Genomic DNA, 14890 nt, shown 5'->3' on the forward strand with positions numbered 1-14890 from the left:
TCGTGTGGCCGGGGCCACAGCCGGCGCCGGAGCAACGGTATGGCTGTCGATAGGGTCGGCGCCCCGGCGTCTCCCGATCGGAGCAGCACATGACGGACGGAGTCCAGGCGACGACGGCGGCGCCGGCCCGCGTCAAGCGGGTGGTGCACACCATCCACGCCGTCCGCGACATCGACGCCTGCCGGATGCGCTACCAGGACGTGCTGGGCGGGCTGGTCTTCGCCGAGGGCTACTTCGAGCCCGAGGACCGCGACATGGCGCTGCTCTACGTCGGCGACCACATGGTCGAGCCGATGGCGCCGCGGCAGCCCGACGACCTCGGGAAGCCCTACTCCCGCTACCTCGCCCGGTACGGCGAGGGCTGGCACTCGTTCGAGCTGCGCATCGCCGACTGCCCGGACGTGGCGGCCCGGCTGAAGGCTGACGGCTACACGCTGGCGTCGGACTACGGGATGTTCTTCTACGTCCGTCCCGAGTCGACCGGAGGCCTGCTGCTCGAGGCCTGCGACGTCTCGATCCCCAACGACCCGTACGACCGCCGCAACTGGCGCCCGGACTGGGCCGAGGGCCACGCATCCACTGTGCTGCGGCTGGACCACATCGCCTGCGTGCTGAACGACGCCGAGGCCGCCCGCCGGCTCTTCACGACCTACGTGGACGGCGAGGTGCTCGACGACCGCCGGATCTCCGCTCCCCAGCCCGCGCGGCGGGTGCTGCTCCGGCTGGGCGGCGACGACGTCGCACTGATCCAGCCCGACGACCCGGCCTCCGGGGTCCTGGCGGACTTCATCCGGCCGCCGACGTCAGGCGTGTACGCGCTGGTCTGGGCGGTCGAGGACCTCGGCCGCGCCCAGGCGTTCTTCGAGGAGAAGGGACTCCGTGTGACCCGCGAGAACTGCGTCTCCGGCGGCTTCGCCATCGACCCGGCGGACTTCCAGGGCGCCCGGCACGAGTTCGTGGCCGCGTCGTGAGCGAGGACCTCCGCGCCGAGGTGGCCGCTCTCTCCGCGCGGCTGCGCGAGCTGGAAGACCGGCAGGAGATCGCCCAGCTCGCGACCCGGTACGGCCCGGCCGTGGACGTCGGCGACCCGGAGGCGGCGGCTGCGCTCTGGGTGGAGGACGGCGTGTACGCCGCGCCGCCCTACGCGGTGTGGACCGGCCGCGAGGAGATCGCCGGCATGGTCGCCGGAGGGCACCAGGACCTGATCCGCGCCGGCGCCGGGCACGTGCTGACCCCGCTGCACGTGGAGCTCGCCGGCGACGAGGCGTACGGCTGGAACCACGCGATGAACGTGCAGTGGCGGGAGGCCGAGGGACACTTCGTCGTCTTCCGGCTGTCGGCCAACGAGTGGCGCTTCCGGCGTGGGCCGGCGGGCTGGAGGGTGGTGAGCCGGGTGAACCGGAACCTGGACGGCGCGGCCGAGGCCCGCGAGCTGTTCCGCGGCAGCGCGGAGGCCGCTCGTGGCTGAGCGCGTGTCGGTGACCCGGCGCATCCCGGCGCCGGCGGCCGCGGTGTTCGCGGTCGTCTCCGATCCCGCCGGGCAGGTGCGGATCGACGGCTCGGGGATGCTCGTCGCCGCCGACGGGGCCCGCCCGGCCGCCGTCGGGGACACCTTCGAGATGGACATGGACCGGACACCGCTGAACGACATCCCCGGCCTGACGGCGTACCGGACGCTCAACACGGTCACCGCGTACGTGCCGGACCGGCAGTTCGAGTGGAACGTGACCGCGCCCGGCCGTCCGCCGATCGGCTACGTGTGGGGGTACCTCGTCGAGCCGGCCGGGGAGTCGGCGGCCGACGTGACCTCCTACTTCGACTGGAGCGGCCTGAGCGAGGAGCGCAAGGCCCGCTCGGCCGGCCGGATGCCGCTGATCCCCGAGTCGACGATCGCCGCGACGCTGGAGCGGCTGGAGCGCGTGGTCACCGGAGACTGACCCCGGGCGATGACTTCTGCCGCCTCGGGAGGTCTGCCTGGTTGCGCCGAGGTCCCGGCGCACTGACGAGGGAGAGAACCCGATGAGCGACGACGTGGACGCCGACCAGGTCCGCGACTGGGTGGCCCGGACGTACGGGGGCCTGGCCGACGTGCTCGAGTCCGGGCCGGCCGGGGTCTGGGACGCCCCGTCGCTCTGCGCCGGCTGGCAGGTGCGGCACGTGGTCGCGCACGTGTCCATGCCGGTGCGGCTCACGCCCGAGCGGTTCGGGGCCGAGATGGCGGCCGCCGGCGGGGACTTCGGCGTGCTGTCGGACACCGTGGCGGGCCGGGACGCCTCCCTCCCGGTCGCCGAGCACCTGGCCGCGCTGCGCTCGCCGGTGCTGCACGCCTGGCAGCCGCCCGGCGGCGGCGCGGCCGGGGCGCTGAACCACGCCGTCATCCACTCGCTGGACGTCACCGTGGCGCTCGGCGGGCCGGCGGTCGCGCCGGCCGACGCCGTGGCCGAGATCCTGCGGCAGCTCGACGCCGTGGACGGCGCCTGGTTCGGGGTCGACCCGGCCGGCCGGCGGCTGGAGGCCACGGACTCGCCGTGGAGCCGGGGGGACGGCGACGTCGTCCGCGGGGACAGCGGGGAGCTGGTCGCGCTGCTGAGCGGTCGCCGGCTGCCGGACGGCCGGGAACTGCCCAAGCGCTGACCCCGTCAGGGCCGGGGGTTCGTTCGTGTCCAGCCCCGCTCGTCGCGGCGCGCGCCCATCCCGGCCGCGCAGCGACGGCAGACCGCCTGCACCTCCTCGGCGTGCCGGCCGGAGTCCGGCTGCACGTCGGCCCAGGTGACGTGCGGGAAGCGGGAGAGCCCGGACCTGCTCAGCGACAGCCCGCAGACGGTCTCGTTGCGGCCGCGCTCCCAGGCGTGCACCTCGCCGGCCGGGTAGCGGATGCCGTCGTCGGGGTCGGTCCACCGGTCCGCGGCGGCGACCGCCGCGTTGCGCACTGCCATGCCCGCCCGGATACCCGCGGCGGGCCACCCGCACCGGGAGTTCAGACCGTCGCGGGCGTCAGGCTGCCGAGCAGTTGGTCGGCCGTCGCCGTGAAGCGGGCGACGTCGCCGTCCAGAGCGGTGATGAGCAGGGCGCCCTCCAGCGTGCCGAGCACCATGGTCGCCGTCGCCTCGGCGGTGCCGGGGCACCGCAGGCTCCCGTCGGCGCAGCCCTCCTCGAGAACCGCGCGCAGCCACGTGGTGTTCGCGGCGAAGAAGTCGCAGACCGCCTGCCGGAGCGGCTCGGGCAGGGTGCGGTGCTCGGCGGCGAGCATCCCGCACAGGCACATGCGGTCGCCGTCGAGCACGCCGGTGTAGAGGCCGACGTAGCCGCGCAGCTTCTGCGCCGCATCGGGGGCGGTGGCGTCGAGGTCGGCGAGGGCGCCGGCGAACCGGCCGGCGTAGCGCTCGATGAGGGCCTGGCCGAGCTCTGCCTTGCTCGGGAAGTGGTAGTGCAACGCCGCCCGGGTCAGGCCCAGCTCCCGGGCCACGTCGCCGTAGCTGAAGCCGTTGTACCCGCGGGTCTGGAGGAGGCGCTCGGAGACGTCGAGCACCCGACTCCGCGTCGCCGGATCGGCATCGTCGCGGACGGACATGAGGACCTCCGGCCCTGGGCACTGACTTACGTGCAAGTCAGGATAGACCCTGCGGCCGCACCTCCACGGGGATCCACCGATGCGAGGAGACAGGATGCCCACCCAGAACACCGAGCACCGCACCTATGCCGAACCGGACGAGGTGCGCCAGTTCCCGCACGGCCGGGCCGAGATCCTGAAGCTCGCCGGGGCCGAGATCGGCCGGCTGGTCCTGGAGCCGGGCTGGCGCTGGTCCACCGACGTCAAACCGATCGCCGGCACCGAGCTGTGCGAGGCCCCGCACATGCAGTACCACGTCAGCGGCCGGGTGCACGTCGTCATGGCCGATGGCACCGAGTTCGAGGCCGGCCCCGGCGACCTGACCTCACTGCCCCAGGGACACGACGCCTGGGTCGTCGGCGACGAACCCGCCGTCGTCGTGGACTGGTACGGCGCGAGCAACTACGCCCGCTGACCGCACCCGCGGAGACGCCGGCAGCGGCGCGCTCCACCCCCTGTCGCCTCGCCCGGCGACGCACCACGGCCGGTGCCACCCGCCACCGGCCCGCACGGAAGGCACGCACATGGCCCGCAAGATGGTCGACTGCCGCACGATGCCCAGCGACATCAACTGCACCCTGACGATCGCCGGCGAGGAGGACGAGGTCCTCGACGCGGCAGTGGCGCACGCCGTCGCCAAGCACGGCCACGAGGACGGCCCGGAACTCCGCGAGGGCATCCGCGGCGGTCTGGTCGACGTCGAGCCGGCACTCGCCTGACCGACGTCCCGAAGCCCTGTCCGGACCGCCGGGCAGGGCCGGGGGCCGTCATGTGCGAGGGGGACGGGAGAGGCAACGCCTTCTTCCCACTTCAACGTATAGCGCACCGGGGGGCTTGCGGCAAGACCCCGGTCCGGGCTCACACTCGCCCATCGTGCAGCCTCTGACCAGCGCTTTCGCCCTCCCCGACGAGCTCTCCCGCAAGGCCGATCCGGCGCTGATCGGCGCCGACGAGCAGCACTTCGCGACCATCGCCGACAGCCTCGAGCAGTCGATCGCCGACCTCTCCGAACGCCTCGCCATCGAGCGCCGCGCCCCCGGCGGCACCGGCCAGGAGGCCCTCGACCGCGACCTCGAGGTGCACCGGCTGACCTCGCGGCTGCGCACCCTGCGCCGTTTCGGCCTGGACCTCTGCCTCGGCCGGATGGTCCGCGAGGACGGCGAGGCGGTGTACGTCGGCCGGCTCGGGCTGACCGACGCCTCGGGACGGCGGCTGCTGCTGGACTGGCGGTCGCCGGCCGCGGCGCCCTTCTTCGGCGCGACGCACGCCGACCCCACGGGGCTGGTCAGCCGCCGCCGGTACCGCTGGACCCGCGGCCGGATCACCGACTACTGGGACGAGGTGTTCACCCCCGACGGGCTGGAGGGGCACGCCGCACTCGACGACCAGTCGGCGTTCATCGCCAGCCTGGGCGCCGACCGGTCGCCCCGGATGCGCGACGTCCTCGGCACGATCCAGGCCGACCAGGACGCGATCATCCGTGCCGGTTCCGGCGGCGCGCTCGTCGTCGACGGTGGTCCGGGCACCGGCAAGACCGTCGTCGCCCTGCACCGCACCGCCTACCTGCTCTACTCCGATCCGCGGCTGGGCTCGCGCCGCGGCCGCGTGCTGTTCGTCGGCCCGCACGAGCCGTACCTGGCCTACGTCTCCGACGTCCTGCCCAGCCTGGGGGAGGACGGCGTGCTGACCTGCACGCTGCGCGACCTGGTCCCGCAGGGGCGGACGGCGGGCGCCGAGTCCGACCCGGCGGTCGCCCGGCTCAAGGCCGACGCGCGGATGGTCGCCGCCGTCGAGCCGGCGGTGGCGCTGTACGAGGTGCCCCCGACCGGGCCCACCGAGGTGGTCACGCCGTGGGGGACCGTCGTCCTCGACGCCGGCGACTGGGCCGAGGCCTTCGACGCCCGCGACCCCGGGGCGCAGCACAACGAGGCCCGCGACCAGGTGTGGAACGCGCTGCTGGGCATCGTCGTGGACCAGCTCCGGGACGCCGACGACGAGCCCGCCGACGCGGAGGGGGAGTTCGACGCCTACGGGATCGCCGCGGCCGACCCGGACGAGGTGTACCGGCGGTCGCTGGCCGGGAACCGTGACCTGCTGCGGGAGTTCGGCCGCGCCTGGCCGCTGATCGAGCCGGCCGACCTCGTCGGCGACCTGTGGTCGGTGCCCGCCTACCTGCGCCGGTGCGCGCCGTGGCTGTCCTCGGACGAGGTCGCGCTCCTCCAGCGCCCGGAACCTGGTGCCTGGACGGCGTCGGACCTGCCGCTGCTCGACGCGGCCCGGCAGCGACTCGGGGATCCGGAGGTGTCGCGGCGCCGGCGCCGGCAGGAGGCCGGAACCGCCGCCGAACGCGCCCGGATGGCCGACGTCGTGGCCGACCTCCTCACCACCGACGACTCCGACATGAAGGTGATGGCGATGCTGCGCGGGCAGGACCTGCGCGCGGCGCTCGTGGACGAGGCGGCGCTGCCGACCGCCGAGCCGGACCTGCTGGCCGGCCCGTTCGCGCACGTCGTCGTGGACGAGGCGCAGGAGCTGACCGACGCCGAGTGGCAGATGCTGCTGCTGCGGTGTCCCTCGCGGAGCTTCACGGTCGTCGGGGACCGGGCGCAGGCCCGGCACGGGTTCGCCGAGTCGTGGGAGGAGCGGCTGGCGCGGGTCGGGCTGGCGGACGTGCGGCTGGCGTCGCTGACGGTGAACTACCGGACGCCGGCGGCGGTCATGGCCGAGGCCGAGCCGGTGATCCGGGCGGCGCTGCCGGACGCGAACGTGCCGATGTCGATCCGGAGCAGCGGTCTGCCGGTGCGGCACGGGTCGGCCTCGGACCTCGACGCCGTCGTCGCCGACTGGCTGGCCACGCACACCGACGGGATCGCCTGCGTGATCGGCGCACCGGCGTCCGCCGGGTCGGCGCGGGTGCGGTCGCTGACGCCGGTCCTGGCGAAGGGGCTGGAGTTCGACCTCGTCGTCCTCGTGGACCCGGAGTCGTTCGGCACCGGCATCGAGGGGGCGGTGGACCGCTACGTGGCCATGACTCGGGCGACCCAGCAGCTCGTCGTCCTCAGAAACTCCTGAGATCGGCCGGCCGGGGATGTCGAGAACCGGCAGCCGGCTCCGTCCCAGGGGTGTGGCGCCAGGATGGGCGCCGAGACCGAGGAGAGAGACATGGCCAAGTACCTGCTGCTCAAGCACTACCGCGGCGCACCGGCTGCGGTGAACAACGTGTCGATGGACCACTGGACGCCGGAGGAGGTCACGGCGCACATCCAGTACATGAACGACTTCGCCGACCGGTTGCGGGAGAACGGCGAGTTCGTGGGGGAGAACGCGCTGGCGCCCGAGGGGATGTGGGTCCGGTACGACGGCGAGGGCCGCCCGCCGGTCACCGACGGCCCGTTCGCCGAGACGAAGGACCTGATCGCCGGCTACATGATCATCGACGTCGACACCCCCGAGCGGGCGATCGAACTGGCCGGTGAGCTGTCGGCCGCGCCGGGCAAGGACAGCAAGCCGATCCACGAGTGGCTCGAGGTCCGCCCGCTCTACGGCGAGCCCTCCCTCGTCTCGGAGTGACCGTCCCGCTCGACGAGGCCCTGCTGAGGGGCCTCGTCCCGGGCGTGCTGGGCGTCCTCGTCCGCCGCGGAGCCGACTTCGCGGCGGCCGAGGACGCCGTCCAGGAGGCGCTGGTCGAGGCGGTCCGGACCTGGCCGGCCGACCCGCCGCGGGACCCACGCGGGTGGCTGGTGACCGTGGCGTGGCGCCGGTTCCTCGACGCCACCCGCTCGGAGGCGGCGCGCCGCCGGCGCGAGGACGTCGTCGACGTCGAGCCGGAGCCCGGCCCGGTGCCCGACACCGACGACTCGCTGCACCTGTACTTCCTCTGCGCGCACCCGTCGCTGTCGCCGTCGTCGGCGGTGGCACTGACGCTGCGCGCCGTCGGCGGGCTGACGACCCGGCAGATCGCCGAGGCCTACCTGGTGCCTGAGGCGACGATGGCGCAGCGGATCAGCCGGGCGAAGCGGACCGTCGCCGACCAGCGGCTGGACCAGCCGGGCGACGTCGGCACCGTGCTGCGCACGCTCTACCTGGTGTTCAACCAGGGCTACTCCGGCGACGTCGACCTGGTCGCCGAGGCGATCCGGCTGACCCGCCAGCTCACGGAGGCCATCGACCACCCCGAGGTCGCCGGGCTGCTCGCGCTGATGCTGCTGCACGCGGCCCGGCGCGCGGCCCGGACGGCGCCCGACGGCAGTCTCGTGCCGCTGGCGGAGCAGGACCGCAGCCGCTGGGACACCGCCGCGATCGCCGAGGGGGTGCAGATCCTGCAGACGGCGCTCTCGCGCGACCGGCTGGGGGAGTACCAGGCCCAGGCGGCGATCGCGGCGCTGCACGCCGATGCGCGCACCGCCGAGGAGACCGACTGGGTGCAGATCGTCGAGTGGTACGACGAGCTCGTGCGGCTGACCGGCAGCCCGGTGGTGCGGCTCAACCGCGCGGTGGCCGTGGGGGAGGCCGACGGCCCGCACGCCGGCCTGGCCGCGCTCGCGGAGCTCGACCCCTCCCTGCCGCGGTACGCCGCGGTGGCCGCGCACCTGCAGGAGCGGGCCGGCGACCTCGCGACGGCGGCACGGCTCTACGCCGATGCCGCGACCAGGGCGACCGACACCGCCGAGCGCGACCACCTGACCCGGCAGGCCGCCCGCCTCAACACGGCACTGGGGAGCTAGGCGGCCGAGGGGTCGCCCTCCGGGACCTCGGTCGCGACCACCTCGGCCACCCGCGCGTCGTCGCCGGACAGCCCGTCGGCCTCCTCGTGCTCGTCGTGGAAGGCCAGCCACCGCATGCCGAGGGCCTCCCGCTGCTCGTCGTCGACCGCGTCCTCGAACGGCGGGAAGAAGTCCGTCTCCTCCTCGGCCATGTGGTCGGCGTTGACCTGCCGGGTGGTGCGCACCGCCTCCCACCAGGCATCGCTGCCGGCCTCCTGCTCGTCGACCGCGGCCGCCGCGTGTCGGATCGCGTTGTGGTCGTGCACGCCGTCGGCCGTCGTCTGCTCGCCGTCGGCCTCCTGGGCCAGCAGCGGGTAGAACAGCTGCTCCTCGGCGACGGCGTGCACCTCGAGCCGCGCGGCCAGGGCGGTCCAGGCCTCGGCCAGTTCCTCGCCGTCGAGGTCCTCCAGTGCGCCGAAGTCCCGGCGGAAGATCTCGTGCTCGGCCAGGACGAGAGCGGTGACCTCGAAGTCGGACATGCCGGCCTCCTACCCCGCCCCACCGCGGATCAGGCGGGCGCGACCCGATCGTCCGCCATCCACGTCACCAGGTCGCGCAGGGGAGCGGGGACCTCGTCGGGGGTCAGCTCGGCGGCCAGCGCGCCGGCCAGCAGTTCCTTGCGGCCGGCCGTCGTGCCGGCGAACCGGTGCAGCTGGTCGGTCAGCGGACGGCCGCGCCAGGCCGGCTGGTTCTGCAGGACGGCGAGCCGCACCGAGAGGCCCAGCCGGTCCAGCACACCGAGCACCCGCTCCGGGCCGAGCGCGCGGATCAGCTCCTCCTCCAGGTCGGCCCGGCAGACGGTGAAGCCGTGCCCGGCCAGGTCCGCCTCGTCGCGCACGCCCTCGTCGGACAGCGCCCGGACCACCACCGACACCTCGCCGGCGTCGCACATCCCGAGCACCCGGACCGGCCCCGCCTCGGCGCGCAGCGCAGCCAGCGAGCGGCGGATGCCCGTGACGCCGCCCATGTCGACCAGCCGGTACCCGGTCGCGGCCAGGCCGTGAGCACCCGCGACCGCGGCGACGGCCGCCACGTCGCTGCGGCCCTCGAGGAGGACGACCGTCGTCATGCGTCCAGCGTCTGCCAGGCCCCGTCCACCCACGGGGTGCGGCTGTGCTCCAGGTGCAGCGCGCCCGGTCGCGCCTCGATCAGCTCCGCGAAGACCGTGGCCCAGACCTTGCCGTCCTCCTCGTGCCGGACGAGGAGGGCGCCGGGATCGTCCCGCGGCGGGTTCGACGCGACGATCGAGCGCCAGCCGTCGGTCCAGCCGGCCGCGGCGAAGGCGGCGAGGAAGCGGTCGGCCTTGCGGTCCTCGGGCCCGCCGGAGGTGAGCATGTGGGTGCCGGGCGGGTGCTCGGTGACGGTCAGCTCGGTGCCGTCGAAGTCCCAGGTCACCGCTCGGTCCGGCGTCACGAGGAGGAGCGCGAAGCTGGCCATCCCGTGCACGTCGACGTGCTCCGGCCAGTCGGCGCCGTGCCGGGCCCCCAGGAGGGGGAGGACCCCGCGGCTGGGAGCCCCCGGCTCGGCCTCGCGCTTGGCGGGCCGGTTGACCACCAGCGCCGTCGTCCCGGTGGCGACGTCCGTCGCGCACCAGGAGCCGCCGGCGGTGCGGTCACGGCCCCCGACGACACCGGGGAAGTCGGGCCACCACGGGCCCGGGTCGTCGAACTCGCGGGCGGTGGACTCGTCGCGGATGGCCAGGATCTGCACCGGCCGTCCCTCGGACCTGCGGACGACGACGGTGCACATCGGCCCATCGTGGCAGCCGGGAGCGGTCGCTACCGCCGGTGCAGGGTGACGGGCAGCTCGGCGACCCCGAAGACGAAGGACAGCTGCCGGAAGCGGAGGTCCTGTTCGGGGACGGCGAGGGCGAGGTCGGGGAACCGGCGGAGCAGGGCGGGGAGCACGATGCGCAGCTCCATCCGCGCGAGCTCGGCGCCGATGCACCGGTGCGCACCGTGCCCGAAGGCCAGGTGGCCGCTCCGCGGGACCCGGAAGGGGTCGAACCGGTCGGCGTCCGCCCCGGCCCACGCGGGGTCGCGGTTGGCGCCGCTGATCGAGGCCATCACGGCGTCCCCCGCCGCGAGCCGCCGTCCCTGCAGGTCCATGTCCCGCTTGGCGAAGCGGGGGAAGGAGACCTGGACGACCGAGAGGTAGCGGAGCAGCTCCTCCACCGCCCGGTCGACGTCCTGACGTGACCCGTCGCGGACCAGGGCGGCGTGCTCCGGATCGCGCAGCAGGACGAGCGTGCCCAGCGAGATCATCCCCGCGGTCGTCTCGTAGCCGCCGGTGAAGATGCCGTCGGCCAGGCCGGCGAGGTCGGCGTCGGAGATGAGGTCGCCCTCGTCGCGGATGATCTGCCCCAGCAGGCCCGGTCCCGGCTCCTTGCGCTGGTGCCGTACCGCCTCGAAGAGGAACGACCGCTGCGCCGAGACCGCGCCGAAGGCCGCCGCGCCGCCGCCGGTGGCGTCGAAGCGCGCCCCGCCGAGCCGCGCGAACGCGTCCCGGTCGGCGTAGTCCAGCCCCAGCAGCTCGCTGATCGTCTCGAAGGGGACCGGGAAGGAGACCTCCCGGGCGAGGTCGGCCGTGGGCCCGGCGGCCTCCAGCGCGTCGAGCCGCCGCGCCGTGATCTCGGCGATCGCGGGCTCGAGCCGGGCCAGGCGGCGCATCGTGAACTCCGGCGCCACGATCTTGCGCAGCCGGGTGTGCAGGGGCGGGTCGGTGAAGCCCAGGCCGCCGATGTCGTCGGCGGTGGGGCCGTCGCCGGCGCCGAAGAGGTGCCGGATGTCGTTGCTGTAGCTGTGCTGGTCGGCGAGGACGGCGCGGGTCTGCTCGTAGCCGGTGACCAGGTGGCTGGCGAAGCCGAAGGGCAGGTCCAGCACGTGCAGCGGCTCGGTCGACCGGAGCTCCGCGATGCGCGGCACCGGTTCGGTGCCGGTGCGCTGCAACGCGGCCCTCGCCGAGTCCGGGAGGAAGGGGATGTTCGACAGGTCGATGCCCCGTCGCCGGATCCGCCACATCACGAGGCGACGGGTCCACCGCCGCACCAGGTCCCCGATCACGATGCCGCGGCCACCTCGTCGGTGCGGGCGAGGAGGAACACGCCGGCCAGGATGCCGATCAGGCCGAGGACCTCGGCGGTGATGGCGGCGGCGCTCCCCGACGTCGTCTCGCCGAACGCGACGACGCCGAAGACGAGCGCCACGACGGGGTTGACGGTGTTGGCCGCGGGCGCGGAGCGGGACAGCGGCGCCCGCCGGTAGGCCTGCTGGTTCAGCAGGAACCCGGCCACCCCGAGGACGGCGAGCACGTACACCGGCCACGACGTGAACATGGTCCCGAGCCCGGAGCTCGCGGTGTCCGACGTCGCCTTCAGGGTGCCGGCCACGAGCCCGTAGACGACGCCCGCGGCGGCGCCCAGGAGCAGACCGGCATGCCGGGGGACGCGCAGCGCCGCCACCCATCCCGCGGTGACCGCGGCGCCGCCGAGGACCAGGAGGACGGCGGCCCGGCTGGTGTCCAGCGAGTCGCTGCCGGACTCCGCGCGGGCCGCGAGCAGGAAGACCGTCAGGCCGGCCGCCGTCAGCAGCACCCACCGCATGGTCCGCCGCGAGGGCAGGCGACGGTCCAGCGCCGAGCGGAAGAGGAAGGCGAAGACCAGGCCGGTGACCACGAGCGGCTGCACCAGGGCGATGGTCCCGACGTGCAGCGCCAGGGCGTGCAGCGCCAGGCCGCCCAGGCTCGCGGCCATGCCCAGCCACCAGCGCCACTGGCGGACGATGTGCCGGAGGAGACCGAGCAGGCCTCCGGCGTCCTCCGGTGTGCCCGAGGCGCCGTGGTGCATGAGGGCCGTCGACCAGCCGAACGCGACTGCTGCGGCGAGCGCCACCACCACGGCCGTCCCGGTCAGCGGGCACCTCCTCCGAGCCGTCGAGCTGGACCTCGCTCCTCCGGGCAGCGTAGGAGGCACCTCCCAGGGAATTCGCAGACGGCCGCCGGGACGCGCTGGTGCTCGGGTCGCCGCTGGTCGGGAGCCGGAATAGCGTCGCGATCATGGCGGAGCAGACCGCACGACCCGGTACCACCACGATCGTCGTGATGGGGGTGTCCGGCTCCGGCAAGTCCACCGTCGCCGCCGAGCTCGTGTCACGCCTGGGCTGGCAGTTCGCCGAGGGCGACGAGTTCCACCCACCGGCGAACGTCGAGAAGATGCGCGCCGGCACCCCCCTCGACGACGACGACCGCTGGCCGTGGCTGCGCCGGCTCGCGGAGTGGATCGGCGAGCACGAGGCGGCGGGCACCTCCGTCGTCGTCACCTGCTCGGCGCTCAAGCGCTCCTACCGGGACCTGCTCCGCGACGGCCACCCGTCGGTGTGGTTCGCGCACGTCACCGCCGACCCCGACCTGATCCGCGGCCGGGTCGAGCAGCGACAGGGCCACTACATGCCGCCGTCCCTGCTGGACAGCCAGCTGGCCACGCTGGAACAGCTGGAGCCCGACGAGCCCGGCGCCGCCATCTCCGGGGCCGGCGCGGCCGCGGACGTCGCCGCCTCCGTGATCAGCGCGCTCAGCAGCGAGCGCGAGTCGCCCGTGCCCACCCAGGAGCCGCAGTCGTGACGGTCCTCGCCGACACCGTGTCGCACACCAGCAACGACACCCAGCTCATCCTCGCCGCGCTGCTCGGCATCGCGGCCGTCGTCCTGTTGATCACCGTGCTGAAGGTGCACCCGTTCGTCTCGCTGATCATCGGGTCGGCGGTGCTCGGCGTCGTCGCCGGCGTGAGCGCGGCCGACATCATCACCAGCTTCACCACGGGGCTCGGCGCGACCACCGGCAGCGTCGGGCTGCTGATCGCGCTGGGCGCCATGATCGGCGGGCTGCTCACCCACTCCGGCGGCGCCGACGGCATCGTGACCCGGGTCGTGGACCGGGTGAGCGCCGGCCGGCTGCCGTGGGCGATGGCCGGCGTGGCCGCGCTCATCGGCATCCCGTTGTTCTTCGAGATCGGCGTCGTGCTGCTCATCCCGATCGTGCTGCTCGTGGCCCGGCGCAGCAACCAGCCGGTGCTGCGCGTGGGCATCCCCGCGCTGGCCGGGCTCTCCGTGCTGCACGGCTTCGTCCCGCCGCACCCGGGCCCGCTCGTCGCCATCTCCAGCCTGGACGCCGACCTCGGCCTCGTGCTGCTCTTCGGCCTGATCGTGGCGATCCCATCGGTGATCATCGCCGGGCCGCTGTTCGGCTCCTTCATCTCCGCCCGGGTCGCGATCGACCACCCGGCTCCGCTGATCCCGGCCGCCGTCGGAGCCCGCGAGACGGGCACCACCGGCTCGGCCGGTTCCGGTCCCGACGACGACGGCCTCGACCTGGGCCAGCCGGGGGACTCCGGCGACGTCGGGGAGGAGGGCCCGGACCGGCAGCCGAGCTTCGGCGTCACCGTGGGCACGATCCTCGTGCCGATCGTGCTCATGCTGATGCGGGCCGTCGTCGAGCTCACGATCGACGACCCGGAGAACGGTCTGCAGAAGGTCACTGACGTCCTCGGCAACCCGTCCGTGGCGCTGCTCATCGGGCTCGTCCTGGCGATGTTCACGCTCGGGACGGCGGTCGGGTTCGGCCGCGAGAAGATCAACAGCATCACCGGTGGGGCGCTGCCGGCGATCGCGGGGATCCTGCTCATCGTCGCCGCGGGCGGCGGGTTCAAGCAGCTGCTGGTCGACTCCGGGATCGGCGACCTGATCGCCGACTGGGCCGACGGCGCGAACCTGTCCCCGCTCATCCTGGGCTGGTTGGTCGCGGTCGGCATCCGGCTGGCCACTGGCTCGGCCACGGTCGCCACCATCACCGCGGCCGGCATCGTCGCGCCGCTCGCCGAGGGCCTGGACAGCCCGACGGTCGCCCTCCTGGCGCTGGCCGTCGGCGCCGGCTCGCTGTTCTTCTCGCACGTCAACGACGCCGGCTTCTGGCTGGTGAAGGAGTACTTCGGGATGACGGTCGGCGAGACGATCAAGAGCTGGTCGGTGATGGAGACGGTCATCTCCGTCGTCGGGCTGCTCGGGGTGCTGCTGCTCTCGGTCGTCGTCTAGCTGCCCGGCGCGGTGCTGCTCGCGCCGGGCAGCCCGGCGTCGCCCGGGCCGTCGAGGCGGGGGTCGTCGATCGTCGAGCCGCCCAGGAGCATGCCGACGAGCACCGCCGCCAGGACGAGCAGCGCGAGCAGCACCCCGACGATCCACGGCCAGGTCGAGAAGCGGCGCTGACGGCGGGGCCGCGCGGTGACGGTCACCTTCACCGGTTCCGGGACGCCGAACTCGAATGTGCGGTGCCGGGAGTTCGACGTCGGCCGGGGGAGCCCGACGGTCGACATGTCGTCGGGGTGGCCGGGTCGGGCAGGCAGGGAAGGCGGCGGGGACGCCGGCTCGGCGGCGAGCGGCGGCGGGCGGTCCAGCCGGACGGTCGGGGAGGCGCCCTGGTCGGGGGCTCCGGGCTTCGGCGAGGACATGGGATCAGGGGTGCCCGCTCC

Annotated in this window: 19 protein-coding genes; 11 read left to right on the plus strand and 8 right to left on the minus strand. The window is 74.3% G+C overall.

What is annotated here, in order from left to right:
• Nucleotides 1–89 precede the first annotated feature (89 nt).
• The 4 genes from N555_RS0100320 to N555_RS0100335 all read left to right on the plus strand — a co-directional run bounded on the left by N555_RS0100320 (nucleotide 90) and on the right by N555_RS0100335 (nucleotide 2634).
• Nucleotides 90–971 carry a VOC family protein gene (locus N555_RS0100320; RefSeq protein WP_029429511.1) on the plus strand — a complete coding sequence of 294 codons (882 nt, stop codon included), beginning with the start codon at nucleotides 90–92 and terminating at the stop codon, nucleotides 969–971.
• Nucleotides 968–1468, plus strand: coding sequence for a nuclear transport factor 2 family protein (locus N555_RS0100325; protein ID WP_029429512.1), 501 nt, complete (start codon nucleotides 968–970; stop codon nucleotides 1466–1468). Before N555_RS0100320 ends, N555_RS0100325 begins: the two co-directional genes overlap by 4 nt.
• Nucleotides 1461–1937, plus strand: a complete 477-nt coding sequence (locus N555_RS0100330) for an SRPBCC family protein (RefSeq protein ID WP_029429513.1) — start codon at nucleotides 1461–1463, stop codon at nucleotides 1935–1937. The genes N555_RS0100325 and N555_RS0100330 overlap by 8 nt, the downstream gene beginning before the upstream one ends.
• Nucleotides 1938–2019: 82 nt before the next feature.
• The gene (locus N555_RS0100335) at nucleotides 2020–2634 is read left to right on the plus strand and encodes a maleylpyruvate isomerase family mycothiol-dependent enzyme (RefSeq protein WP_029429514.1); all 615 of its coding nucleotides are present in this window, start codon (nucleotides 2020–2022) and stop codon (nucleotides 2632–2634) included.
• A gap of 5 nt (nucleotides 2635–2639) precedes the next feature.
• Here N555_RS0100335 and N555_RS0100340 read toward each other — a convergent pair whose 3' ends face one another.
• Both N555_RS0100340 and N555_RS0100345 read right to left on the minus strand, forming a co-directional pair.
• A complete protein-coding gene (locus tag N555_RS0100340; protein WP_029429515.1) occupies nucleotides 2640–2936 on the minus strand; it encodes a hypothetical protein in 297 nt (98 codons plus the stop codon).
• Between the two features lie 41 nt (nucleotides 2937–2977).
• Nucleotides 2978–3571 (minus strand): TetR/AcrR family transcriptional regulator, encoded by a 594-nt coding sequence (locus N555_RS0100345; RefSeq protein ID WP_029429516.1) that lies wholly within the window; start codon nucleotides 3569–3571, stop codon nucleotides 2978–2980.
• A 94-nt stretch (nucleotides 3572–3665) separates the two neighbouring features.
• Here N555_RS0100345 and N555_RS0100350 point away from each other — a divergent pair, with 94 nt between their 5' ends.
• From N555_RS0100350 to N555_RS0100370, 5 genes are all read left to right on the plus strand, one after another.
• Complete coding sequence (locus tag N555_RS0100350) at nucleotides 3666–4025, plus strand: cupin domain-containing protein (protein WP_029429517.1); 360 nt, start codon at nucleotides 3666–3668, stop codon at nucleotides 4023–4025.
• 109 nt (nucleotides 4026–4134) lie between these two features.
• Entirely contained in the window at nucleotides 4135–4329 is a 195-nt protein-coding gene (locus tag N555_RS0100355; RefSeq protein ID WP_029429518.1) for a DUF1059 domain-containing protein, read from the plus strand.
• 154 nt (nucleotides 4330–4483) lie between these two features.
• On the plus strand, nucleotides 4484–6682 hold the full coding sequence (gene helR, locus N555_RS0100360) for an RNA polymerase recycling motor ATPase HelR (RefSeq protein WP_029429519.1): 2199 nt from the start codon (nucleotides 4484–4486) through the stop codon (nucleotides 6680–6682).
• 90 nt (nucleotides 6683–6772) lie between these two features.
• Nucleotides 6773–7180 (plus strand): YciI family protein, encoded by a 408-nt coding sequence (locus tag N555_RS0100365; RefSeq protein WP_029429520.1) that lies wholly within the window; start codon nucleotides 6773–6775, stop codon nucleotides 7178–7180.
• Entirely contained in the window at nucleotides 7177–8334 is a 1158-nt protein-coding gene (locus tag N555_RS0100370) for an RNA polymerase sigma factor (protein ID WP_029429521.1), read from the plus strand. Before N555_RS0100365 ends, N555_RS0100370 begins: the two co-directional genes overlap by 4 nt.
• On the opposite strand, the gene N555_RS0100375 is transcribed toward N555_RS0100370, so the two are convergent.
• From N555_RS0100375 to N555_RS0100395, 5 genes are read right to left on the minus strand one after another with little or no spacing between them, the layout of a single operon-like run.
• The gene (locus tag N555_RS0100375; protein WP_029429522.1) at nucleotides 8331–8852 is read right to left on the minus strand and encodes a hemerythrin domain-containing protein; all 522 of its coding nucleotides are present in this window, start codon (nucleotides 8850–8852) and stop codon (nucleotides 8331–8333) included. The genes N555_RS0100370 and N555_RS0100375 overlap by 4 nt on opposite strands.
• Nucleotides 8853–8881: 29 nt before the next feature.
• Entirely contained in the window at nucleotides 8882–9442 is a 561-nt protein-coding gene (locus N555_RS0100380) for a hypothetical protein (RefSeq protein ID WP_029429523.1), read from the minus strand.
• The gene (locus tag N555_RS0100385) at nucleotides 9439–10122 is read right to left on the minus strand and encodes an NRDE family protein (RefSeq protein ID WP_029429524.1); all 684 of its coding nucleotides are present in this window, start codon (nucleotides 10120–10122) and stop codon (nucleotides 9439–9441) included. Before N555_RS0100385 ends, N555_RS0100380 begins: the two co-directional genes overlap by 4 nt.
• 29 nt (nucleotides 10123–10151) lie before the next feature.
• Nucleotides 10152–11435, minus strand: coding sequence for a cytochrome P450 (locus N555_RS0100390; RefSeq protein WP_231502546.1), 1284 nt, complete (start codon nucleotides 11433–11435; stop codon nucleotides 10152–10154).
• Entirely contained in the window at nucleotides 11432–12262 is an 831-nt protein-coding gene (locus N555_RS0100395) for a DMT family transporter (protein ID WP_156036002.1), read from the minus strand. The genes N555_RS0100390 and N555_RS0100395 overlap by 4 nt, the downstream gene beginning before the upstream one ends.
• A gap of 164 nt (nucleotides 12263–12426) precedes the next feature.
• Here N555_RS0100395 and N555_RS0100400 point away from each other — a divergent pair, with 164 nt between their 5' ends.
• A complete protein-coding gene (locus N555_RS0100400) occupies nucleotides 12427–12990 on the plus strand; it encodes a gluconokinase (protein WP_029429527.1) in 564 nt (187 codons plus the stop codon).
• On the plus strand, nucleotides 12987–14456 hold the full coding sequence (locus N555_RS0100405) for a GntP family permease (RefSeq protein WP_034508084.1): 1470 nt from the start codon (nucleotides 12987–12989) through the stop codon (nucleotides 14454–14456). The genes N555_RS0100400 and N555_RS0100405 overlap by 4 nt, the downstream gene beginning before the upstream one ends.
• On the opposite strand, the gene N555_RS0100410 is transcribed toward N555_RS0100405, so the two are convergent.
• Nucleotides 14453–14869: a hypothetical protein gene (locus N555_RS0100410; RefSeq protein ID WP_029429529.1), complete on the minus strand. Its 417-nt coding sequence runs from the start codon at nucleotides 14867–14869 to the stop codon at nucleotides 14453–14455. The two genes, N555_RS0100405 and N555_RS0100410, sit on opposite strands and share 4 nt — an antisense overlap.
• Nucleotides 14870–14890: the final 21 nt, after the last annotated feature.

This window comes from Blastococcus sp. URHD0036, from assembly GCF_000701365.1.
Lineage (GTDB): Bacteria > Actinomycetota > Actinomycetes > Mycobacteriales > Geodermatophilaceae > Trujillonella.

Coding starts and splice junctions, on each gene's coding strand:
- N555_RS0100320 (WP_029429511.1), top strand. CDS start 90: ATGACGGACGGAGTCCAGGCGACGACGGCGGCGCCGGCCCGCGTCAAG.
- N555_RS0100335 (WP_029429514.1), top strand. CDS start 2,020: ATGAGCGACGACGTGGACGCCGACCAGGTCCGCGACTGGGTGGCCCGG.
- N555_RS0100340 (WP_029429515.1), bottom strand. CDS start 2,936: ATGGCAGTGCGCAACGCGGCGGTCGCCGCCGCGGACCGGTGGACCGAC.
- N555_RS0100345 (WP_029429516.1), bottom strand. CDS start 3,571: ATGTCCGTCCGCGACGATGCCGATCCGGCGACGCGGAGTCGGGTGCTC.
- N555_RS0100350 (WP_029429517.1), top strand. CDS start 3,666: ATGCCCACCCAGAACACCGAGCACCGCACCTATGCCGAACCGGACGAG.
- N555_RS0100355 (WP_029429518.1), top strand. CDS start 4,135: ATGGCCCGCAAGATGGTCGACTGCCGCACGATGCCCAGCGACATCAAC.
- N555_RS0100365 (WP_029429520.1), top strand. CDS start 6,773: ATGGCCAAGTACCTGCTGCTCAAGCACTACCGCGGCGCACCGGCTGCG.
- N555_RS0100375 (WP_029429522.1), bottom strand. CDS start 8,852: ATGTCCGACTTCGAGGTCACCGCTCTCGTCCTGGCCGAGCACGAGATC.
- N555_RS0100380 (WP_029429523.1), bottom strand. CDS start 9,442: ATGACGACGGTCGTCCTCCTCGAGGGCCGCAGCGACGTGGCGGCCGTC.
- N555_RS0100385 (WP_029429524.1), bottom strand. CDS start 10,122: ATGTGCACCGTCGTCGTCCGCAGGTCCGAGGGACGGCCGGTGCAGATC.
- N555_RS0100400 (WP_029429527.1), top strand. CDS start 12,427: ATGGCGGAGCAGACCGCACGACCCGGTACCACCACGATCGTCGTGATG.
- N555_RS0100410 (WP_029429529.1), bottom strand. CDS start 14,869: ATGTCCTCGCCGAAGCCCGGAGCCCCCGACCAGGGCGCCTCCCCGACC.